We start from the raw sequence: 20,688 nt of genomic DNA, 5'->3' as shown, positions 1-20,688 counted from the left end.
CCCGCTGAGGGCTGCCGGCGTGGGACCGACAGCTGATCGGCGCCATAGGCCAAATTATCCGGGGCCCAACTCGGACCTGTCCGGACGGCACGCCCCCCGAACTGGCAGTGTGCTGCGCATGGATGCGGGTTTTCGGGAGAGTTGCGGAGCTAAGCCTCGCGTGTCGCAAGGTGCGGCCTGACACGGATGGACCGTGTCTCGCCCGCCCTTGGAGTTCGTCATGAACGGTCTGCACACCCGTACCGCTGTGCTGCTGCTGGCCGGCGCCACCAGTACGTACATCGCCTTCCTGCACCCTGCCGTCGGAGTCGCGCTTCTCGTGGGTTTGGCTGTGGTAGGTCTGCTCCACACTCTGCTGCGGTGACTCCGTCCAACAGCGGACTGGTTGTTGAACAGCGTTGCGCTCGAACGTTGTACGACCGGCTGGCCCCAACTCGTGAAGGCCAGCCAGGGCGTTCAGTCCCCCCGCAAGTTTCTCCAGGAAGTACGCCTCTGGGCAGGTTGCACCGAAGTCCCAGCCATGCCGGGAGTAGCGCTCTTGCGCTGTGCCGCCGTGGTGGCGCGGCGGGGCACGTAAACGCGGGTGACCTCGATGATCACCGCCCGGACAGGACGTAAACGTTGCCGTCCTCGAACTGAAGCAGCTTGCGCTGTCCGCCGACCTCGCGCACGTCGGCCACAGCGTGAGGGATGCCGCCCACACTGATCACGTCACCACGGCGGACGTGGTCACCGGTGACAGTGACGGTATGCACGATCTCTTGCGTCATGTCCAGTTTCCGATCTGCTGAGGTGGTTGGAGTGGGGGTCCCGCTTCCTGCTCCGGGACCCATAGCCGCGCTGTCACCGCGTCTTCCGGCTGGCGGTGATGGCTGAAGGTCTCCGCCGGGCGTAACCAAGTCCCTGTTTTCCGCGGTGACGGCCACGACGCCGTCCAGATCCCAGGGTTCGAGGTCCCAGTGGTGCTCGTAGTCATACGGCGTCGGAAGAGCGAAGACTGCCAGCGTGCTGGCGAGGCACCGGCGTGGTCGTGGTCATCATTCGATCAGCCCTGTCGTCTCGACCAGCCCGGTGACGCTGCCGGCCTTCTCCAGGCGATCGGCCATTTCGAGGGTGACCTCGCCCAGCCGCCGGAGAAACCCCAGTGCCTGCCGCGGGTCAGCGGGCAACCGTTCCGATTGCAGTGCGCGAGCCCGTTCAACCCGGTGACGTCCGGATGCTTTCGTCCGGCCTCGTCTCGTCGGCCCCGGTGCACGAGCTGGGTGATTGCCGCGCGGAAGCGCTGTGCGAACCGGGGTGAGCGGTATCCGGCCTGGTCCCGTAGAGCGGCGTGTGTCATCGGGTTACCGCCACATTCAGCTCACACCAGGTGGTGGTGCCGTCGCAGCTGACTCCCCAGGTCCCCTGTCGGTTGTCCGCGATCGCCTTCACGAGCAGCAGGCCACGGCCGTGCTCGTCGTCATCGCGGGGCCTGCGGAGAACGGGCCGTTGCCTGGTCGAGTGGTGATGTACGTCGATCCGGAGGACGCCGTCCTGGACCGCCATGGACAGGGTGATCACGTCGGTGCCGCTGTGCAGGAAGGCGTTGGTGACCAGTTCGGACACGACGAGCCGGACGTCGCCGGTCAAGAGCGAAGGGACAGCCCACTTCCGCATCAGCGCATCGGCGATACGCCTTGCCTGGCCGGCGCATGTCGGAGACGGGGGCATGGCGACCTGGAACTCGGCTGGAGACTGGGCGCCGTGTTCGCCAGTAGAGAGGTGCATGCGGGTGCTCCGCTCGTTCGAGTAGCTGGCTCTACAAGAGCGAACCGCTTAACCCGGGAGCCCGGCATGGGGCCAAGAGGTCGGGGATGGTCAACGTGGTCAAAGATCGTCCACGGGGGCCCTGCAGACGGCCCCCACCCGAAACCGGCACGGGATCAGGCAGAAAGTGCCGATGTCGGCCGGGACACGACGCGCGGAGGTGTCCGTATCCCGGTACGGCGACCGAGGACCGTCTCGTGCTGACCCCGCCCATCCGAAGCCACCACTGAGTGACGTTCCGCGGTCTTACGCATACCCAACGGCAGGCCCACGTCTACCGTGGACGCGTATCTAGTCCCGCCTCGCCGCTGCTGGAGCGGGCCGGACAGCCTAGTCGTCAACGCTGGGGGCGGAGGATGGCGCGCGAGAGGAACGAGCGGTTAGCCGCGCTCTTGCTGGAAGCCGGCTGGACACGGGCGCAGACGGCCACCGCGTACAACCGTGTCGCCGCCGAGACGCTGAACGGCGAGGTACGGGAGAACTCCAGGATCGGGCGCTCGCACGTGAGCATGTGGGTGGGAGGAGTGCGCCCGTCGGGCATTGCGCCCGCTATCTTGTGCGAGGCGCTGTCCCGTCGCCTGAAGCGTGATCACGCCCCAGGAGGCCGGGTTGGCGGCCTCCACCTCACCGGCGCACGGAGCACTGGACTGGCACGTCGACCCTTTGACCGCGCTGAAGGATTTGGGGAGCGGATTGGACACGGACCGGCGTCGGCTGCTGAGGAACGGGGTCTACTCCGCCGCGGCATTGGTCCTCCCGGACGAGACGTGGTGGGAGGCGATGTCCCGACCGCCGGCGGACGCGAGAGCCGGGGGTAGACGCGTCGGTCAGGGAGACGTCGAGACCGTTCGGGAGCTGACTCTCGCATTCTCGCGCATGGACCAGCGGCGCGGTGGCGGCCACGGGCGACGGGCGGTCGACGAGTACCTGCGTCATGAGGCCCTGGACTTCCTGCGCGGGCGGTTCACCGACGAGCAGAGCCGGCGAGCCATGTTCTCCGCCGCAGCGGAACTGACCTACGTGTCGGGCTGGATGGCCTTCGACAACAGCGAACACGCCGTTGCACTGCAGCGCTTCAACACCGCGGTGAAACCGGCGGCGCGGGCCGGCGACGCTCCCTTGAGCGGGCACATCCTGCGGGCGATGGCGCACCAAGCGCTCGACCTCGGTTTCCGGCGCGAAGCCCTTCAGATCGCCCAGGCGTCGGTGCACGGTCAGCGGTACGCGGCGGTCACCCCGCGCGAGCGAGCCCTCCTCGGTGTGGTGCACGCCCGTACGTTGGCCGCCAACGACCGCCGCCAGGAAGCCGCCCAGGCGCTGCTGCGGGCTGAGGACGATCTCTCGAACGCGCACAACGGTATCCGGGAGCCGGACCGGACGTTCTTCTTCGGCGCGGCTTCTCTGGCCCATGAAACCGCCTGCACCCTGCGCGACCTTGGCGACCATCAGCGTGCGGTCAAAGAGTTCCGGCGGTCTGTGCGGACGCGCGGAGCGGCGTTCCGGCGTACCCATGCCGTCACCCTCGGGTACATGGGCGCGACCCAGATCGCCCAAGGTGCCGTCGAGGAGGCGTGCGCGACCTGGACCAGCGTCCTGGACGCGATGGAAGACGGCATCTACTCCGGCCGGGCCCGGCAGACGGTGGTCGACATGCGGCACCTGCTGTCGCCCTACCGCAAGCGCGGGATCCGGGCGGTCAGTGCTCTCGACGCCCGCGCGGCCACGTATCTCGCCCAAGTAGATTGATCAGGCGCGTCGTTTACAGGCGAGTCGGAGGGTTGGTGCGGCGGTGCTGGAGATCAGGCCGATCGGAACGGTGGTCGAAGGGCGCACCGAGGTGGCGGATGACTACTGGGGTGGCGTCGAGTCCGTGATCCAGCTCGATGAGTCGGAGTTCCCTCTCGACTCAGTGCAGGGACTGGACGAGTTCTCGCACCTGGTGGTCGTGTGGCACTTCGACAAGGCATCGCCCAGTGACGTCGAGTACCACGCGCGCAGTCCGAGGGGGAACCCGGACTGGCCGGCCACGGGAACGTTCGCGCACCGCAATCACCGACGCCCCAACCAGCTCGCACAGAGCTTCCCCCGGCTCCTCAGGGTCGACGGGCTCAAGCTACATGTGACCGACCTGGACGCCGTCGTCGGCACGAAGATCTACGACCTGTCGCCGTACTTCGAGGAGATGGGGCCGCGGGGACCCGTGCGGGAGCCGGCCTGGCCTGGGGAGATGCTGAAAGACTACTGGGCCGACAAGTCCTCTTGAGTGCCCTGGGCAAGGCTTCAGGCGCCGGGATCGTCACGCTCTCCTCCTGGCACCCGGAGTGCACTGCCCGGCGTGGAACCGGTTCTGGGCCGGCTGTCCGATCGTGTAGCGGGCGGTGTTGTCCAGGCGGGTGGTGAAGTTGCCCGCCGGGTCTCGGGTGAGCAGGAGCAGGGGCTCGGCGGCGGCCAGGTCGGGGGTGTCGGTGATGCCGCCGACTTTGCGGGTGGCGGTGACGGCGACGAGGTCACTACGGGAGGCGGCGGCGTCGAGGTACGCGGTGTTGCGACGGCCGCGCTCCCCTTTGGGGCAGTTGGCGGGATGTCCCGCCAAAGGGGTGCGTGGGGATGGTAGGGGCCCTCCTTCTCACCGCTGGAGGTGAAGATGCCCGCCGCCGTCGTGACAGCTCCCGCTCGGGGGCCGCAGCCCCCGCCCCCTCCACCACCCCCTCCTCCGTCTCCGCCGGCCCCACCGCCTCCGGGCGGTGGCAACTGAGGTCGCCGCTGACTGACAGCCCCTGAGCGCCCGGTGCCGGACGGAAGAACGCCAGCACCGGGCCTCCCCCACCCATGCCACCAAAGGAGATGACGGCCGTGAACCGAACGCCGACCAACACCCTCGTGCTCAACCCCGACGAACTCGGCCCCGACCCGGTGCCGGGCATGGACCTGGCGGTGAAGCTGGGCATCGGGCATCTGGAGATCCGCTCGGCCGAGGGCGCCAACGCCGTGACGCTGCCCGCCGACCGGCTGCGGCACATCCGAGCCCTGGCCGACGAGCGCGGCCTGAAGGTGGCGGCGCTTGCCTCACCGCTGTGGAAGTGGTGCCGTCCCGAAGCCACGCCAGGGAAAGTCGACACCTTCGGCTTCCCCACCCAGGTCCCGCCCGAGGACCGCCTGGGCTGGATCGAGCGGGCCATCGAGGCCGCGCGCATCCTCGGTGCCCCGGTCGTGCGGATCTTCTCCCACCTCCGCGTCGAGCCGGGGTTGACCGAGCAGTTGCTCGGTGACCCGCTGCTGGCGAAGGCCCTGGAAGCGGCAGCCACGGCCGGGGGCGGTTGCTGCTGGAGAACGAGCCGGTGTGCACCGTCGTCCATGCCAAGCCTTGAATTGGACTAGACAACAAACAAACCCCAGGTCGCTGACCTGGGGTTTTTCTCTGGAGCGGGTGACGAGAATCGAACTCGCGCTCTCAGCTTGGGAAGCTGATGTTCTACCATTAAACTACACCCGCGTATGTACGGACATAGCCCCCGAGAGGGCCCCGTCCGACGCTCGATCACTGTACCTCATCGCGGACTCGCGGTGCTCGCGGCCCGGAGGGATGAGTGGGTTTCAGGGCGGGGATCCGGCTGCGGGTGGCGGGAGTTGGGGCGTACGGTGGGTGTCTGGCGGAGGGCCCGGGCGGGGTCGGAGTGCCGCCTGGAGAGTCGTCTCTTTGATCCCGTAATGTGGCTTTTGTCGTCGGGTTGGTCGGCCCGACGAGGCTCTTGGGGAAGGGACTTAAGGGACTTGATGGAACGCACCGTCGTCCGCTGTGCCGATGGGCACGTCTTCAGCACCGCTTCGTTCCCGATGCAGCAGGCCGAGCGGCTCGGTCCCGGTCGGCTCATGCGGTGCCCTCGATGCGCGCGGCTCCGCAGCGTCGTACCGGTCGCCCTGCAGAAGCAGGGGTAGCGGCGGCACACAGCAACACACAGAGACGCACGCGGCGTAGCCGCGTCGTCACCATCGGCGCGCGGAGTCGTCACGATTGTCATGGCTCCGCGCGCCTTGCGTATCCTCGCTACGTGCTTCTCTCAGACAAGGACATCCGGGCCGAGATCGACGCCGGGCGGGTACGGATCGATCCCTTCGACGAATCCATGGTGCAGCCTTCGAGCGTCGATGTCCGGCTGGACCGCTACTTCCGGGTGTTCGAGAACCACCGGTACCCGCACATCGACCCCTCCGTCGAGCAGCCCGACCTGACGCGGCTCGTGGAGCCGGACGGGGACGAGCCGTTCATCCTGCACCCCGGTGAGTTCGTGCTCGCGTCGACGTACGAGGTCATCTCGCTGCCCGACGACCTCGCCTCGCGCCTTGAGGGCAAGAGTTCGCTGGGCCGGCTCGGTCTGGTCACCCACTCCACCGCCGGGTTCATCGACCCCGGCTTCAGCGGTCACGTCACCCTGGAGCTGTCGAACCTCGCCACCCTGCCCATCAAGCTGTGGCCGGGGATGAAGATCGGCCAGCTGTGCCTGTTCCGGCTGTCCTCGCCCGCGGAGTTCCCGTACGGCAGTGAGCGCTACGGCTCGCGGTACCAGGGCCAGCGCGGGCCGACCGCCTCGCGGTCCTATGTCAATTTCCATCGGACCCAGGTGTGAGGGCATCCAGAACATGAGTGACGTGCGGGAGAATCTGACCTACGAGGCGTTCGGCGGCGCCATCCGCGAGCTGGCGCAGACCATCGCGGACGACGGGTACGAGCCGGACATCGTGCTCAGCATCGCCCGAGGCGGCGTGTTCGTGGCCGGCGGGCTCGCCTACGCCCTCGACTGCAAGAACATCCACCTGGTGAACGTCGAGTTCTACACCGGCGTGGGGACCACCCTGGAAATGCCGGTCATGCTCGCGCCCGTGCCGAACGTGATCGACTTCTCCGACAAGAAGGTCCTGATCACCGACGACGTCGCCGACACCGGCAAGACGCTGAAGCTGGTCCGCGACTTCTGCCTCGACACCGTCGCCGAGGTGCGCTCCGCGGTGATCTACGAGAAGTCCCACTCCCTCGTGAAGTGCGAGTACGTCTGGAAGCGCACCGACGACTGGATCAACTTCCCGTGGAGCGTGGAGCCGCCCGTCGTCCAGCGGGAGGACCAGGTGCTCGACGCCTGAGCGGCAGCGGACACGGAAAAGGGCCCCGGCGGTGGAAACCGCGCCGGGGGCCCTTCCGTATGACCGGGACCAGCCGTCCGTATGACCGGGGCTAGGACGTGCCCATGACCGGGGCTAGAACGTGCCCAGCTTCACGATCGACAGCAGCGCGATCAGCTGGATCGCCGACGCGCCCAGCGCCCTCGGCCACGGCAGGTCGTGGGAGCGGGACACCATCAGGGTGAGCAGGGCGCCCGCGCCGAGCCAGGTGGCCCAGCCGAGTATCTGGACGAAGCCCGCGTCACCGCCGGCGAACATGGCGAAGATCAGGCGGGGCGTGTCCGTGAGGGCCGTGATCAGCATGGACAGGCCCACCGTGGGCTGCCAGGCACCGTCGCCACCGAGCTGGCGGGCCAGGGTGTGGGTGACCACGCCGAGCACGAACAGGCCGAGCACCATCACGACCGCGGTGATCAGCACGATCGGCACCGCGTTGGACAGCGTGGCGCCGATGGCCTCCTTGCGGGCGTCGTCGAAACCGAAGACGGCGAGCAGCCCGTAGAGGAACGACACGATCAGGGCCGGGCCCCACATCGCGTAGTCCCGCATGCGCAGGAACGTCGGGTCGGGGGAGAGGACGATCCCCCGCAGCAGCTCCTTCCAGGGCAGCGGCGGGCCCACCGGCGCGGCGGGCGCGGCGGCGGAGCCGGCCTGGTAGGTCGCGCCCTGGGTGTAGCCGGCGGCCTCGTCGATCGAGAAGGCCTGGGTGTGGCCCGGATTGTTGGCCGCGTACGGGTCCGGCGCGCCGCCCCCGTAGCCGTCGTCGAAGTACTCCGGGCCGTCGTCCGCCGGGCCCTGGTGGCCGTACGGCCGGCCCTGCTGCGGCCCGTACGACTGCGGTGTGTGGGGCGGCTGCCCGTACGACTGCTGCCCGTACGACTGCTGCCCGTACGACGGCTGCGGCGGCTGCGGCGACGGGTAGCCGTACGACGGCCGTCCCGCGCCCTGTCCCGGCGCGTGCGGGGCCTGCTGTCCGTACGGCGACGGGCCGCGCCGCCTGCCCGAGGGGCCGGGGCGGCCGTACGACGGTCCCTGCGGCGCCTGCTGTCCCTGGGGGGTGCGGTCGTCCCCGCCCCCGCGTCCGATCCTGAATCCAGCCACGTCATCGAACGTACCTGGTCCCGGAGAGTGGTGTGCCGGGCCCGGCGGTCCGGGCCCGGCATTGCGGCCGACCTGTGACATCCCCTAAGGGTCCGTCAGCCCTTTCACCAGGGATGGTTCCGGGTTTGAACCGTCTCAGTCCGCGAAGACGGAGCCGAACTGCGGCACCCCGGTCGTGGACACCCCGACCGCGGCGGGCGACACCGAGCGGGAGCCGATCGCGGTGATCCTCTTGCCGTCGGAGGGCAGGTAGGTGACCGCGCCGTCGCCGCCGTTCTCGAACGAGCCCACCATCAGGTCGGCCTTGCCGTCGCCGGTGACGTCGTCGAGCTTGACGTCGGTGCCGAACAGGTCGTCCTTCTCGTCCTGACCGGGGACGTTCGTGGTGCTCTGGGCGAAGGACTGGGCGCCGGAGGTGGTGTTCACACCGGCCTTGGAGCCGTACAGGACGGTGACCATGCCGGTGTCGGTGACCCCGTTCAGGTCCTCCTCCGGGGCGCTGATCACGAGGTCCTGGTAGCCGTCGCCGTTGATGTCGCCGAGGTCCAGGTCCCAGCCGAAGGCGTCGCCCTTCTCGGAGGAGCCGGGGACGTTGCCGGTGTTCTGGGTGATGGCGGTGGTGGTGGCGGGCCCGGAGGCGGACCCGTAGGTGACGCTGACCTTGCCGCCGTCGGCCGCGTCCGGGACGGTGGTGCCGTCGGTGGTCTTCGCGTCCCAGTCGGCGCCGGTCACGATGTCGCCGAAGCCGTCGCCGTTGACGTCGCCGATGGCGGTGACGATGCCGGGCTTGAGGGCCTTGGCGGCGGAGGCGTTCAGGCCGGTCGAGGAGCCGGGCAGCCAGTAGTTGGTGTTCCACTGGTACTTGGTCTTCGTCTCGAAGCCGTCCACCACGAGGTCGGTACGGCCGTCGCCGTTGACGTCGCCCGCGGTCAGGTCCAGCGGCCCGTAGGAGCTGCGGGCCGTGCCCGCCCGCACCGGCGTCCTGACGGTCGTACGGCTGTGGGGGGTGCCGGCGGTGGTGAAGCCGCCCCGGTAGAGGTCGAGGGTGTTGCTGCTGCTGCCGACGACCAGGTCGGCCTTGCCGTCGCCGTCGAAGTCGCCGGCGGCCAGGCTCTCGCCCCAGTAGTCGTGGGCGGTGGGGGCCGGGTCGGCGACATTGACGCCCTTGCCGGTCAGACCGCTCTTGGAGCCCCAGAGGATGGCGACGGAGCCGCCGTCGGTGTCGTTGCCCACCTTCTCGTGCGGCGAGCTGACGGCGAGGTCGTCGTAGCCGTCGCCGTTGAAGTCGGCGTACGCCAGGTCGCCACCGAACTCGTCGCCCGCCTCGGCGCTGCCGGGGACGCCTGCGGTGTCCTGGGTGAGCAGGGTGCGCTTGGCGGCCGAGACGCCGGTCTTGGAGCCGTACATGACGACGACCGCGCCGGCGCCCTTGTGGCCGCCGACGTAGGCGGTGGCGGCGGAGGTGGCGAGGTCGCCGATGCCGTCGCCGTTGAAGTCGGCCTTGGCGACACGGGTGGAGTCGGCGGCCGTGGCCGGGGCGGCGGCGAAGGTGAGCAGACCGCCCGTCAGCGCGGCCGCGGTGGCCGTCGCGAGGGCGAGTCTTCGGTGCAGGTGCATGCGTTCTCCTGCGTGCGGAGGATGCCGGGCGGGCGTCCTCGGTCGATTGGGTGCGGACCGTCCGTGTCCATCCGGGTTCGTCGTGTGTCGAGGCCGGGTTCACCGGGCGGTCGGCGATCAGGAGACGCGCGGTGGTGGGCAGGGGTTGTACGGGAGTTGTACGGGAGTCCGGTGACGGCCGTTAAGTGTGTGTGGTCCGTGGCGAGTTACCGGGTGCCCCTGCGGCGGGAGCGGAGCGGGTGGCGCAGGATGGACTCATGAGCGTAGTGAAGATCAATGTGCTGACCGTGCCCGCCGAGCAGCGGGAGGTCCTGGAGAAGCGGTTCGCCTCGCGGGCGCACACGGTGGAGAGTTCCGACGGCTTCGAGTGGTTCGAGCTGCTGCGCCCGGTCGAGGGCACCGACCAGTACCTCGTCTACACCCGCTGGCGCGACGAGGCCTCGTTCCAGGCGTGGATGGAGGGCCCGATGAAGGCCGCCCACCAGGGCGGCGCCGGGGGCGAGCGCCCCAAGCCGGCCGCCTCCGGCTCCACCCTGTGGTCCTTCGAGGTGGTGCAGCAGGCGGCCCCGAAGACCGCGTGACCGCTCGGCGCTGGGCCTCGGCGGTGCCACGAGGTCCAGCGCCGCGTTCTCGGCGGGACGACGGCGCCCCACGCGGGGGCGGGCGCACGCGTCGCCCACGGCGCCACAGAGCTGACCTCGTACGACGACCGTGGCTGCGGTGTGATCTCGTACGGCGACGGCGGTTGCGGCGCGTGGCGGGGCACCGGCCTGATCGACTCGCGCGCCGGGATGCTCCGGGCATCGGCCGGCGAGGCCACGCGCGCGGGCCGGGGCCCCACCTCGGACCCCACGCGGCCCTGCTATCGGCCTGACCATTGGCCTGTGCCCGGCTATCGGCTCGCGCCCGGCCATCGGCCCGCGGCCCGCTCCCGGCCGCCCCTCAGTTCCGGCCTCTGATCTCCGGATTACCCGCCCACACGCCGGCCCCGGCCCGCACCGGCCGCCCCGCCCGGCCTTCTGGCCGTCCCGGGACGCCCGGGCCAATGCCCGCCCCAGCCCGCATGCGGCCGCCGCACCGGCCGGCACGCCCGTCCACGTGCCCGCCCCGCCCCACGTGCCCGCCCCGGCCCGCACCGGCCGCCACGCCCGTCCACGTGCGGCCCCGCGCCGGCCGCCGCGCCCGGCCACATGCCCGCCCCGCCCACGTGCCGGCCCCGGCCTGCACCGGCCGCCCCGCCCGGCCTTCTGGCCGTCCCGGCCCGCCCCGCCCACCTGCCCGCCCCAGCCCGCATGCGGTCGTCGTACCCGGCCGCTGCGCCCGCCCTTCTGGCCCTCCCGGCTCCCGGCGGCGACGCGACGCAACCCCTTGCCCCCTGCCCTGTCCCCAACCCCCGCCCCCAACCCCAACCCCCACCCCCGACCTCCCCCGGCCCCCGCGCACGCCGACGCCCCCTGCCTGTGCGAAGCAGGGGGCGTCGGCGGGTTTCAGGGGGGCCGTAGGGGCCGTTACTTGACCGGCTCCGGTTCCGGGGCGGTGGCGGATTCCGCGTCGCCCGCCGGGTCCACCGGGGTGCGCACCGAGTCCAGCAGGAGCTGGGCGACGTCGACGACCTGGATGGACTCCTTCGCCTTGCCGTCGTTCTTCTTGCCGTTGACCGAGTCGGTCAGCATGACGAGGCAGAAGGGGCATGCCGTGGAGACGATGTCCGGGTTGAGGGAGAGGGCCTCGTCCACGCGCTCGTTGTTGATGCGCTTGCCGATCCGCTCCTCCATCCACATCCGCGCGCCGCCGGCGCCGCAGCAGAAGCCGCGCTCCTTGTGGCGGTGCATCTCCTCGTTGCGCAGGCCGGGGACCTTGCCGATGATCTCGCGCGGGGGCGTGTAGATCTTGTTGTGGCGGCCCAGGTAGCACGGGTCGTGGTAGGTGATGATGCCCTCGACCGGCGTGACCGGGATCAGCTTGCCCTCGTCCACCAGGTGCTGGAGCAGCTGGGTGTGGTGGATGACCTCGTAGTCGCCGCCGAGCTGCGGGTACTCGTTGCCGAGCGTGTTCAGGCAGTGCGGGCAGGTGGCGACGATCTTCTTCGCCGACTTCGGCTTCCTGGACTCCGCGGTGACCTTGCCGTCGTCGTCCAGCTCCTCGCCGAACGCCGTGTTCAGGGCCATCACGTTCTCCATGCCGAGCTCCTGGAACAGGGGCTCGTTGCCCAGGCGGCGGGCGGAGTCACCGGTGCACTTCTCGTCCCCGCCCATGATCGCGAACTTGACGCCCGCGATGTGCAGGAGTTCGGCGAACGCCTTCGTCGTCTTCTTGGCGCGGTCCTCCAGCGCGCCCGCGCAGCCGACCCAGTACAGGTACTCGACCTCGCTGAGGTCCTCGATGTCCTTGCCGACGACCGGGACCTCGAAGTCGACCTCCTTGGTCCACTCCAGGCGCTGCTTCTTGGCCAGGCCCCAGGGGTTGCCCTTCTTCTCCAGGTTCTTGAGCATCGTGCCCGCCTCGGAGGGGAAGGCCGACTCGATCATGACCTGGTAGCGGCGCATGTCCACGATGTGGTCGACGTGCTCGATGTCCACCGGGCACTGCTCGACACAGGCGCCGCAGGTGGTGCAGGACCACAGCACGTCCGGGTCGATGACGCCGTTCTCCTCGGCGGTGCCGATCAGCGGGCGCTCGGCCTCGGCCAGGGCGGCGGCCGGGACGTCCTTGAGGGCCTCGGCGGACGCCTTCTCCTCGCCCTCCATCGTCTTGCCGCCACCGGCCAGCAGGTACGGCGCCTTGGCGTGCGCGTTGTCCCGCAGCGACATGATCAGCAGCTTCGGGGACAGCGGCTTGCCGGTGTTCCAGGCGGGGCACTGCGACTGGCAGCGGCCGCACTCGGTGCAGGTGGAGAAGTCCAGCAGGCCCTTCCAGGAGAACTGCTCGACCTGGGAGACGCCGAAGACGTCGTCCTCGCCGGGGTCGGTGAAGTCGATCGGCTTGCCGCCCGAGGTCATCGGCAGCAGCGCGCCGAGCGAGGTCCCGCCGTCCGCGTTGCGCTTGAACCAGATGTTCGGGAAGGCGAGGAAACGGTGCCACGCCACACCCATGTCGGTCTTCAGGGCGACCGTGATCATCCAGATGAAAGAGGTCGCGATCTTCAGGCCGGCGAAGAAGTAGGTGAGGTTCTGGAGCGTGTCGACGCTCATGCCCTTGAACCAGGCGACGACCGGGTACGAGATGAAGAACGACGCCTCGTAGCCGTCGACGTGGTGCTGGGCGCCCTCCAGGGCGTGCAGCGTGAAGATGCAGATGCCGACGATCAGGATGACGGCTTCCACGAAGTACGCCTGGCCGAAGTTCGAGCCGGCGAAGCGGGACTTGCGGCCCGGCTTGTCCGGCCTGCTCAGCTGGCGGATCGCGATCAGCACCAGGATGCCGAGCGTGGTCATGGTGCCGACGAACTCGACGAACATGTTGTACGGCGCCCAGTCGCCGATGACCGGCAGGATCCAGTCCGCCTTGAACAACTGGCCGATCGCGTTGACGATCGTCAGCAGCAGGGAGAAGAAGCCCACCGCCACGAACCAGTGCGCCACGCCGACGATGCCCCAGCGGTTCATCCGGGTGTGGCCGAGGAACTCCTTGACCACGGTGGCGGTGCGCTGTGCGGGGTCGTTGGTCCTGGTCCCGGCCGGCACCGGCTGGCCGAGGCGCATGAAGTGGAAGATCTGGAGGAGGGCGCGGCCGAACAGTGCCACGCCGACCACGATCAGGACCAGCGACACGATGATCGCGGCGAGTTGCATTGGGGCTCCTGAGGGCGGCCTCGAATTGACCGAGCGGACATTACTAAGCGGTAACTTATGCGGTTCTCTGAGACTACCCCTATCTTCCGTCGCGATGCAGGGGAGCGCGGGGTGATATGGGTCGCTGAGGGGTCGCCCATGGTGGCGTGCTGATCACCCTCAGGGCAATCTGATCGTGTTATTCATCCCGATTTGCTACTTTCACCCCTACCTTAGAGCCGTGCTCTACGGGATCGCCGCGGCCTCCGCCGCCCTGCTGCTCACCGCCGTCCTCGCGGCGCTGCTCCGGCTGCCCGCCCTGCGGGCCGGGGTCGTCGACCGGCGCCGGGCACGCCCTCTTCCGCTGCTCGGCGGCCTCGCCGTCGTCACCGTCACCTCGCTGGTCGCCTGGACGGGTGAATGGACCCATGTCGCCCCCCTGGGGGACGAGGTCGGCGGGCTGCTGCTCGCCGCCGTGGGGGTCGGTCTGCTCGGCCTGGTCGCCGACGTCTGGCGGTTGCGCGGCCGGGTGATCGCCGCCGGTACGGCGGTGGCCGCGGCCTGCGTGGTGCCGTACGACGAGACGGGGGCGGCCGGGGGCGCGCTCGCCGTGGCCGGGATCGTCGTCGTCTCGCTCGCCTTCCGGGGGCTCGACCACGCCGACGGGCTGGCCGGGACCGTCGGGGTGATCACCGCCTTCGGGGCCGGCGTCTGCGCCGCCATCGAGGTGATGGACGCGCTCGCCGTGCTGCTCAGCGTGTTCGCCGCCGCCCTCACCGGCTTCCTGATGCACAACTGGCATCCCGCGCGGGTCGGACTCGGCGCCTGCGGCTCGCTGTTCACCGGATTCCTGCTGTCCTCCGCGGTCGTCTTCACGCGCGCGGGGTACGCGATCGGACCGAGCACGGCCGTGCTGTTCTGCTTCGGCGCCGTCGCCCTCGCGGACGCCGCCCTGGTGGTCGTCGTACGGCTGCTCGGGCGCCGCCCGCTGCTGCGGCGCGGACCCGACCACCTGGTGCACCGGCTGCGACGGTTCGGGCTCACCCAGCCGGGGGCGGTGGTAGTGCTCGGGGTGTGCGGGTTCGGCGCGGTGCTCGCCGGGGTGCTGGTGCATGCCGGGTGGGCGGGGAGGGACACCGGGCTGTGGGTGGCGGGAGGGGCGGCCGTCCTGGTGCTCGTCCTGCTGCGGGCGCCCGTGCGGATTCCGGTCCAGCGACCCCGTCGTATGGCGTCTTCGCAGGTCAACGGGCGGTTGCGTGTAAGGAACGGATAAGACTTGAGTCCAGATGACTCAGGTCTGTTGACCCCGGCGGCCGGCTCGTGCACACTTGAGTCTGTTGCACTCAAGTCAGCTGGAGGAATCAACCATGGCACGTGCGGTCGGCATCGACCTGGGCACGACTAACTCCGTCGTCAGCGTTCTGGAGGGCGGCGAGCCCACCGTCATCACCAACGCCGAGGGTGCCAGGACCACGCCGTCCGTCGTCGCCTTCGCGAAGAACGGCGAGGTGCTCGTCGGTGAGGTCGCCAAGCGGCAGGCCGTCACCAACGTGGACCGGACCATCCGGTCCGTGAAGCGCCACATGGGCACCGACTGGAAGATCCAGCTGGACGGGAAGGACTTCAACCCCCAGCAGATCTCCGCCTTCATCCTGCAGAAGCTGAAGCGGGACGCCGAGGCCTACCTGGGCGAGAAGGTGACCGACGCGGTCATCACCGTCCCGGCGTACTTCAACGACTCCGAGCGCCAGGCGACGAAGGAGGCCGGCGAGATCGCGGGCCTGAACGTCCTGCGCATCGTCAACGAGCCGACGGCCGCCGCGCTGGCCTACGGCCTCGACAAGGACGACCAGACGATCCTCGTCTTCGACCTCGGCGGCGGCACCTTCGACGTGTCCCTGCTGGAGATCGGCGACGGCGTCGTCGAGGTGAAGGCCACCAACGGCGACAACCACCTCGGTGGTGACGACTGGGACCAGCGCGTCGTCGACTACCTGGTCAAGCAGTTCCAGTCCGGCCACGGCGTGGACCTGTCCAAGGACAAGATGGCCCTCCAGCGCCTGCGTGAGGCCGCCGAGAAGGCCAAGATCGAGCTGTCCTCGTCCACCGAGACCTCGATCAACCTGCCCTACATCACGGCCTCCGCCGAGGGCCCGCTGCACCTGGACGAGAAGCTCACCCGCGCCCAGTTCCAGCAGCTGACGGCCGACCTGCTGGAGCGCTGCAAGACGCCGTTCCACAACGTCATCAAGGACGCCGGCATCTCCATCAACGAGATCGACCACGTCGTCCTCGTCGGTGGCTCCACCCGTATGCCCGCCGTGGCCGAGCTCGTCAAGGAGCTGACCGGCGGCAAGGAGGCCAACAAGGGCGTCAACCCGGACGAGGTCGTCGCCATCGGCGCCTCGCTCCAGGCCGGTGTCCTCAAGGGCGAGGTCAAGGACGTCCTGCTGCTCGACGTCACCCCGCTGTCCCTCGGTATCGAGACCAAGGGCGGCATCATGACCAAGCTGATCGAGCGCAACACGACGATCCCGACGAAGCGCTCCGAGATCTTCACGACGGCCGAGGACAACCAGCCGTCCGTGCAGATCCAGGTCTACCAGGGCGAGCGCGAGATCGCGGCCTACAACAAGAAGCTCGGCATGTTCGAGCTGACCGGTCTGCCGCCGGCGCCCCGCGGCGTCCCGCAGATCGAGGTCTCCTTCGACATCGACGCCAACGGCATCATGCACGTCACGGCGAAGGACCTCGGCACCGGCAAGGAGCAGAAGATGACCGTCACCGGCGGCTCCTCGCTGCCGAAGGACGAGGTCGACCGCATGCGCGAGGAGGCCGAGCGCTACGCGGAGGAGGACCACAAGCGCCGCGAGGCCGCCGAGACCCGCAACCAGGGCGAGCAGCTCGTCTACCAGACCGAGAAGTTCCTCAAGGACAACGAGGACAAGGTCCCCGGCGAGGTCAAGACCGAGGTGGAGTCCGCCATCGCCGAGCTGAAGGAGAAGCTCAAGGGCGAGGACACCGCCGAGATCCGCACCGCCACCGAGAAGGTCGCGGCCGTCTCGCAGAAGCTCGGCCAGGCGATGTACGCCGACGCCCAGGGCGCGCAGGCCGCGGGTGCCGGTGACGCCGGTGCCGGCCAGGCCAAGGCCGACGACGACGTCGTGGACGCCGAGATCGTGGACGACGAGCGCAAGGACGGTGCCGCGTGACGGAGGAGACTCCGGGCTTCGAGGAGAAGCCCGACGTCCCCTCCGGCGCCACCCCTGACGACGCCGAGCCGAAGGCCGCCCCCAAGGAGGGGGCGGCCCCGGCCGGGGACGCGAACGCAGACGCCGGTCTGGTCGCCCAGCTGGACCAGGTACGCACCGCGCTGAACGAGCGCACCGCGGACCTCCAGCGCCTCCAGGCCGAGTACCAGAACTACCGCCGCCGGGTCGAGCGGGACCGGGCCACGGTCAAGGAGGTCGCCATCGCGAACCTGCTGACCGAGCTGCTGCCCGTGCTCGACGACATCGGCCGCGCGCGGGAACACGGCGAACTGGTCGGCGGCTTCAAGTCGGTGGCCGAGTCGACCGAGACCGTCGCGGCCAAGCTGGGCCTCCAGCAGTTCGGCAAGGAGGGCGAGCCCTTCGACCCGACCATCCACGAGGCCCTGATGCACAGCTACGCGCCGGACGTCACCGAGACGACCTGCGTGGCGATCCTGCAGCCCGGTTACCGCATCGGCGAGCGCACCATCCGCCCCGCGCGGGTGGCCGTGGCCGAGCCGCAGCCCGGCGCGCAGGCCGCGAAGCCGGAGAAGGCGGGCAAGGCCGAGGGCGCCGAGGAGAAGTCCGAGGCGGCCGACGACAAGGAGAACGGTGGCCCGGAGGAGGGCTGACGTAATCACAGCGGACGGGAAGGAGGGACGTCGGGGATGAGCACCAAGGACTTCATCGAGAAGGACTTCTACAAGGTCCTCGGCGTCCCCAAGGACGCCACCGAGGCCGAGATCAAGAAGGCGTACCGGAAGCTCGCGCGCGAGTTCCACCCGGACGCCAACAAGGGCAACGCCAAGGCCGAGGAGCGCTTCAAGGAGATCTCCGAGGCGAACGACATCCTCGGCGACCCCAAGAAGCGCAAGGAGTACGACGAGGCGCGCGCCCTGTTCGGGAGCGGCGGTTTCCGCCCCGGACCCGGCGCCGGCGGCGGCAACTTCAACTTCGACCTGGGCGACCTCTTCGGAGGCGGCACCGCCCAGGGCGGGGGCTTCGGCGGCGGACTCGGTGACGTCTTCGGGGGCCTGTTCAACCGGGGCGGCGCGGGCGGGGCGACCCGTACGCAGCCGCGCCGCGGCCAGGACGTGGACACCGAGGTCACCCTCAGCTTCACCGAGGCGATCGAGGGGGCCACGGTGCCGCTGCGGATGACCTCCCAGCAGCCCTGCAAGGCCTGTTCCGGCACCGGCGACAAGAACGGCACCCCCCGGGTGTGCCCGACCTGTGTCGGCACCGGCCAGATCGCGCGGGGTTCGGGCGGCGGCTTCTCGCTCACCGACCCGTGCCCCGACTGCAAGGGCCGCGGCCTGATCGCGGAGAACCCCTGCCCGGACTGCAAGGGCAGCGGGCGTGCCAAGTCCTCGCGCACCATGCAGGTCCGCATCCCGGCGGGTGTCACCGACGGGCAGCGGATCCGGCTGCGCGGCAAGGGCGCCCCCGGCGAGCGGGGCGGTCCGGCGGGCGATCTGTACGTGACCGTGCACGTGGGCGAGCACCCGGTGTTCGGCCGCAAGGGCGACAACCTCACGGTGACCGTCCCGGTCACCTTCGCCGAGGCCGCGCTCGGCGGCGAGGTGCGGGTGCCGACCCTGGGCGGTCCGCCGGTCACCCTGAAGCTGCCTCCGGGCACACCGAACGGCAGGACCATGCGGGCCCGCGGCAAGGGCGCGGTCCGCAAGGACGGCACCCGCGGCGACCTCCTGGTCACCGTCGAGGTGAGTGTTCCGCAGGACCTGTCGGGGAAGGCTCGTGACGCACTGGAGGCGTATCGCGAGGCCACCGCGGGCGAGGACCCGCGGGCGGAGCTGTTCGAGGCCGCGAAGGGAGCTTGAGGGTGATGGAAGGCCGCCGGCGCAATCCGTACGAACTGACCGAGGAGACCCCGGTCTACGTCATCTCGGTGGCGGCCCAGCTCTCCGGACTCCACCCGCAGACGCTGCGCCAGTACGACCGCCTGGGCCTGGTCTCCCCGGACCGCACCGCGGGCCGGGGCCGGCGCTACTCCGCCCGTGACATCGAACTGCTCCGCCAGGTGCAGCAGTTGTCGCAGGACGAGGGCATCAACCTGGCCGGCATCAAGCGCATCATCGAACTGGAGAACCAGGTCGCCGCGCTCCAGTCCCGCGTCGCGGAGCTGGAAGCGGCCCTGGACGGCGCGGCGGCCACCATGCGCCAGCGCGAGGCCGCCGTGCACGCCTCCTACCGCCGGGACCTGGTCCCGTACCAGGAGGTCCAGCAGACCAGCGCGCTGGTCGTGTGGCGGCCCAAGCGGTCCCCGCAGCAGGGCGACTGACCGCGCGCAGCACCACGCACGGCGAGGGGCCCGTGGACGCATCCCGTCCGCGGGCCCCTCGGCGCCTTTGGGCCCGTCGGACACGGCGGCCGGCCGGGCGAGGGCACAACCCGGGCACAACCCTTTCTTTACCGCCTCCTGAACTCCCCTTGGATGGACGGTCCGTAAAGGGTGTTTGGAGAGCTTTCCCCATTGCTTTCACATGTTGGACGGCGCGTAGCGTTGCGTACTCGTTAAGCAAGGCTTCTTGACGCCGGCTGTCGGCTCCGCGTTGTCTTTTCAGACACCTGGGTCCTCTAGCAGCACCCACGTCCGAAACACACGTGAAGTGAGCCCTCGTATGCGCCGTATCGCCCTGTCCGTGGCCGCCTCCGCGGCGACCCTCTCGCTGGCCGGCTGCGGCGTCCTCAACGCGACGGGGAACAGCACGAGCGCGAGCCCGGCCAAGGGCAACGACCTCACGGTGGGCCTGCTGCTGCCGGAGACGACCAATACGCGCTACGACAAGTTCGACTACCCCATCATCAAGAGCAAGGTCGCCGACCTGACCTCCACGCAGGGCAAGGTCGAGTACGTGAACGCGGACGCTGACGCGGCCAAGCAGGCCGGCCAGATGCAGAAGATGATCGACGACAAGGTCGATGTGATCCTGCTCGACGCCGTCGACGCGCACGCCATCGCCGGCGAGGTGAAGAAGGCCAAGGACGCGGGCATCCCGGTCATCGCCTACGACCGCCTGGCCGAGGGCCCGATCACCGCGTACGTCTCCTTCGACAACGAACTCGTCGGCGAGGTGCAGGGCCGCTCGCTGCTGGAGGCGCTGGGCTCGAACGTGAGCACCGCCAAGAAGATCGTGATGATGAACGGCTCGCCCACCGACCCCAACGCCAAGCAGTTCAAGGAGGGCGCGCTCTCCGAGCTGAACGGCAAGGTGACCATCGCGGCCAGCTACGACACCACCGACTGGAAGCCGGAGATCGCCCAGGCCAACATGGCCAAGGCGATCAGCCAGATCGGCGCGGCGAACATCGCGGGTGTCTACGCCGCCAACGACGGCATGGCGGGCGGCGTCATCAAGGCCCTGAAGGCCGCGGGCGTCACCAGCCTGCCGCCGGTCACCGGCCAGGACTCCGAACTGGACGCCGTACAGCGGGTGGTGGCGGGCGAGCAGTACATGAGCGTCTACAAGTCCTACCCCGACGAGGCCGAGGCCGCGGCGCAGATGGCCGTCGCCGAGGTCCAGGGCAAGGACATCCAGTTCGACGCCCTCACCGAGGACAGGGTGGACAGCCCCACCACGAAGAACATCCCCGCCAAGCTGGTCCAGGTCAGCGCGCTGACCCGCAAGTCCATCAAGGACACCGTCATCGCGGACGGCATCTACACCGTGGGGGACATCTGCACCGCCAAGTACAAGGCCGAGTGCGCCGCCATCGGTCTCAAGTAGCGGGCCGTACCGCGCCACCCCCGTGAGCGCGGTACGGCGAGACCGACGATGCCTTGATCATGTGCATGCCGCCACCGTCATCTTGTTGCAATGCGAGGGGCGGAGCCCGGTGGATAACCGGACACAGTGGCCGATAACGGCCGCTGCGCTCCGGGGAGCCGTGTTGCGGAGCCGGTCGGCGCCCCGCATAGTTGCGCTGCGGAAGTGGCAGCACACCGG

At 69.6% G+C, this 20,688-nt stretch carries 20 protein-coding genes and 1 tRNA gene; 13 read left to right on the top strand and 8 right to left on the bottom strand.

The features are described 5' to 3' along the window. The first annotated feature begins 193 nt into the window (after positions 1-193). Entirely contained in the window at positions 194-364 is a 171-nt protein-coding gene (locus ACE4Q9_RS15900; RefSeq protein WP_397984888.1) for a hypothetical protein, read from the top strand. Between the two features lie 232 nt (positions 365-596). On the opposite strand, the gene ACE4Q9_RS15895 is transcribed toward ACE4Q9_RS15900, so the two are convergent. From ACE4Q9_RS15895 to ACE4Q9_RS15885, 3 genes are all read right to left on the bottom strand, one after another. Further along, entirely contained in the window at positions 597-770 is a 174-nt protein-coding gene (locus ACE4Q9_RS15895; RefSeq protein WP_397984887.1) for a hypothetical protein, read from the bottom strand. 267 nt (positions 771-1,037) lie between these two features. Next, positions 1,038-1,169, bottom strand: a complete 132-nt coding sequence (locus tag ACE4Q9_RS15890) for a hypothetical protein (RefSeq protein ID WP_397984886.1) — start codon at positions 1,167-1,169, stop codon at positions 1,038-1,040. A 166-nt stretch (positions 1,170-1,335) separates the two neighbouring features. After that, complete coding sequence (locus ACE4Q9_RS15885) at positions 1,336-1,710, bottom strand: ATP-binding protein (protein ID WP_397987232.1); 375 nt, start codon at positions 1,708-1,710, stop codon at positions 1,336-1,338. 972 nt (positions 1,711-2,682) lie between these two features. On the opposite strand from ACE4Q9_RS15885, the gene ACE4Q9_RS15880 reads away from it, so the two are divergent. Both ACE4Q9_RS15880 and ACE4Q9_RS15875 read left to right on the top strand, forming a co-directional pair. Then, positions 2,683-3,552, top strand: a complete 870-nt coding sequence (locus tag ACE4Q9_RS15880; RefSeq protein WP_397984885.1) for a Tat pathway signal protein — start codon at positions 2,683-2,685, stop codon at positions 3,550-3,552. A gap of 43 nt (positions 3,553-3,595) precedes the next feature. After that, positions 3,596-4,069 carry a TrmO family methyltransferase gene (locus ACE4Q9_RS15875; RefSeq protein ID WP_397984884.1) on the top strand — a complete coding sequence of 158 codons (474 nt, stop codon included), beginning with the start codon at positions 3,596-3,598 and terminating at the stop codon, positions 4,067-4,069. A gap of 33 nt (positions 4,070-4,102) precedes the next feature. Here the strand turns inward: ACE4Q9_RS15875 and ACE4Q9_RS15870 are convergent, their stop codons facing one another. Then, a complete protein-coding gene (locus ACE4Q9_RS15870; RefSeq protein WP_397984883.1) occupies positions 4,103-4,399 on the bottom strand; it encodes a hypothetical protein in 297 nt (98 codons plus the stop codon). Between the two features lie 260 nt (positions 4,400-4,659). Between ACE4Q9_RS15870 and ACE4Q9_RS15865 the strand changes: the two genes are divergently transcribed. Then, positions 4,660-5,184, top strand: coding sequence for a sugar phosphate isomerase/epimerase family protein (locus tag ACE4Q9_RS15865; RefSeq protein ID WP_397984882.1), 525 nt, complete (start codon positions 4,660-4,662; stop codon positions 5,182-5,184). Between the two features lie 41 nt (positions 5,185-5,225). Here ACE4Q9_RS15865 and ACE4Q9_RS15860 read toward each other — a convergent pair. Further along, positions 5,226-5,299 (bottom strand) — tRNA-Gly (locus ACE4Q9_RS15860). Between the two features lie 556 nt (positions 5,300-5,855). Between ACE4Q9_RS15860 and dcd the strand changes: the two genes are divergently transcribed. Both dcd and ACE4Q9_RS15850 read left to right on the top strand, forming a co-directional pair. Continuing rightward, a complete protein-coding gene (gene dcd, locus ACE4Q9_RS15855; RefSeq protein ID WP_285556852.1) occupies positions 5,856-6,431 on the top strand; it encodes a dCTP deaminase in 576 nt (191 codons plus the stop codon). Between the two features lie 13 nt (positions 6,432-6,444). Beyond that, a complete protein-coding gene (locus ACE4Q9_RS15850) occupies positions 6,445-6,942 on the top strand; it encodes a phosphoribosyltransferase (RefSeq protein WP_397984881.1) in 498 nt (165 codons plus the stop codon). A 114-nt stretch (positions 6,943-7,056) separates the two neighbouring features. Here the strand turns inward: ACE4Q9_RS15850 and ACE4Q9_RS15845 are convergent, their stop codons facing one another. Then, positions 7,057-8,163, bottom strand: coding sequence for a YIP1 family protein (locus ACE4Q9_RS15845; protein WP_397984880.1), 1,107 nt, complete (start codon positions 8,161-8,163; stop codon positions 7,057-7,059). A gap of 54 nt (positions 8,164-8,217) precedes the next feature. Further along, positions 8,218-9,699, bottom strand: a complete 1,482-nt coding sequence (locus ACE4Q9_RS15840; protein WP_397984879.1) for an FG-GAP and VCBS repeat-containing protein — start codon at positions 9,697-9,699, stop codon at positions 8,218-8,220. Positions 9,700-9,956: 257 nt separating this feature from the next. Here ACE4Q9_RS15840 and ACE4Q9_RS15835 point away from each other — a divergent pair, with 257 nt between their 5' ends. Further along, positions 9,957-10,280 (top strand): antibiotic biosynthesis monooxygenase family protein, encoded by a 324-nt coding sequence (locus ACE4Q9_RS15835; RefSeq protein ID WP_397984878.1) that lies wholly within the window; start codon positions 9,957-9,959, stop codon positions 10,278-10,280. 927 nt (positions 10,281-11,207) lie between these two features. Here ACE4Q9_RS15835 and ACE4Q9_RS15830 read toward each other — a convergent pair. Then, positions 11,208-13,490: a (Fe-S)-binding protein gene (locus ACE4Q9_RS15830; protein ID WP_397984877.1), complete on the bottom strand. Its 2,283-nt coding sequence runs from the start codon at positions 13,488-13,490 to the stop codon at positions 11,208-11,210. 220 nt (positions 13,491-13,710) lie between these two features. Between ACE4Q9_RS15830 and ACE4Q9_RS15825 the strand changes: the two genes are divergently transcribed. The 6 genes from ACE4Q9_RS15825 (at position 13,711) to ACE4Q9_RS15800 (ending at position 20,469) form a co-directional block, all read left to right on the top strand. After that, complete coding sequence (locus tag ACE4Q9_RS15825; RefSeq protein WP_397984876.1) at positions 13,711-14,742, top strand: undecaprenyl/decaprenyl-phosphate alpha-N-acetylglucosaminyl 1-phosphate transferase; 1,032 nt, start codon at positions 13,711-13,713, stop codon at positions 14,740-14,742. 94 nt (positions 14,743-14,836) lie between these two features. Continuing rightward, the gene (dnaK, locus tag ACE4Q9_RS15820; RefSeq protein ID WP_397984875.1) at positions 14,837-16,681 is read left to right on the top strand and encodes a molecular chaperone DnaK; all 1,845 of its coding nucleotides are present in this window, start codon (positions 14,837-14,839) and stop codon (positions 16,679-16,681) included. After that, positions 16,678-17,352 carry a nucleotide exchange factor GrpE gene (grpE, locus tag ACE4Q9_RS15815; RefSeq protein WP_397984874.1) on the top strand — a complete coding sequence of 225 codons (675 nt, stop codon included), beginning with the start codon at positions 16,678-16,680 and terminating at the stop codon, positions 17,350-17,352. The genes dnaK and grpE overlap by 4 nt, the downstream gene beginning before the upstream one ends. A 36-nt stretch (positions 17,353-17,388) precedes the next feature. Next, positions 17,389-18,561 carry a molecular chaperone DnaJ gene (gene dnaJ / locus ACE4Q9_RS15810; RefSeq protein WP_397984873.1) on the top strand — a complete coding sequence of 391 codons (1,173 nt, stop codon included), beginning with the start codon at positions 17,389-17,391 and terminating at the stop codon, positions 18,559-18,561. Positions 18,562-18,566: 5 nt separating this feature from the next. Then, positions 18,567-19,022, top strand: coding sequence for a heat shock protein transcriptional repressor HspR (locus ACE4Q9_RS15805; protein ID WP_397984872.1), 456 nt, complete (start codon positions 18,567-18,569; stop codon positions 19,020-19,022). A gap of 340 nt (positions 19,023-19,362) precedes the next feature. Beyond that, a complete protein-coding gene (locus ACE4Q9_RS15800) occupies positions 19,363-20,469 on the top strand; it encodes a sugar ABC transporter substrate-binding protein (protein WP_397984871.1) in 1,107 nt (368 codons plus the stop codon). The last annotated feature ends 219 nt before the right edge of the window (positions 20,470-20,688 follow it).

The organism is Streptomyces sp. AM6-12 (genome assembly GCF_044327085.1).
Lineage (GTDB): Bacteria > Actinomycetota > Actinomycetes > Streptomycetales > Streptomycetaceae > Streptomyces.
Note: the sequence above shows the minus strand (reverse complement) of the source record. Positions and strands in the feature narration are given on the sequence as shown.

What these genes read in the sequence shown, in the direction of transcription:
- ACE4Q9_RS15835 (WP_397984878.1), top strand. Translation starts at nt 9,957, where the DNA reads ATGAGCGTAGTGAAGATCAATGTGCTGACCGTGCCCGCCGAGCAGCGG.
- ACE4Q9_RS15895 (WP_397984887.1), bottom strand. Translation starts at nt 770, where the DNA reads ATGACGCAAGAGATCGTGCATACCGTCACTGTCACCGGTGACCACGTC.
- ACE4Q9_RS15840 (WP_397984879.1), bottom strand. Translation starts at nt 9,699, where the DNA reads ATGCACCTGCACCGAAGACTCGCCCTCGCGACGGCCACCGCGGCCGCG.
- ACE4Q9_RS15845 (WP_397984880.1), bottom strand. Translation starts at nt 8,163, where the DNA reads ATGTCACAGGTCGGCCGCAATGCCGGGCCCGGACCGCCGGGCCCGGCA.
- ACE4Q9_RS15880 (WP_397984885.1), top strand. Translation starts at nt 2,683, where the DNA reads ATGGACCAGCGGCGCGGTGGCGGCCACGGGCGACGGGCGGTCGACGAG.
- ACE4Q9_RS15800 (WP_397984871.1), top strand. Translation starts at nt 19,363, where the DNA reads ATGCGCCGTATCGCCCTGTCCGTGGCCGCCTCCGCGGCGACCCTCTCG.
- ACE4Q9_RS15850 (WP_397984881.1), top strand. Translation starts at nt 6,445, where the DNA reads ATGAGTGACGTGCGGGAGAATCTGACCTACGAGGCGTTCGGCGGCGCC.
- dnaJ (WP_397984873.1), top strand. Translation starts at nt 17,389, where the DNA reads ATGAGCACCAAGGACTTCATCGAGAAGGACTTCTACAAGGTCCTCGGC.
- ACE4Q9_RS15830 (WP_397984877.1), bottom strand. Translation starts at nt 13,490, where the DNA reads ATGCAACTCGCCGCGATCATCGTGTCGCTGGTCCTGATCGTGGTCGGC.
- ACE4Q9_RS15805 (WP_397984872.1), top strand. Translation starts at nt 18,567, where the DNA reads ATGGAAGGCCGCCGGCGCAATCCGTACGAACTGACCGAGGAGACCCCG.
- dnaK (WP_397984875.1), top strand. Translation starts at nt 14,837, where the DNA reads ATGGCACGTGCGGTCGGCATCGACCTGGGCACGACTAACTCCGTCGTC.
- ACE4Q9_RS15885 (WP_397987232.1), bottom strand. Translation starts at nt 1,710, where the DNA reads ATGCCCCCGTCTCCGACATGCGCCGGCCAGGCAAGGCGTATCGCCGAT.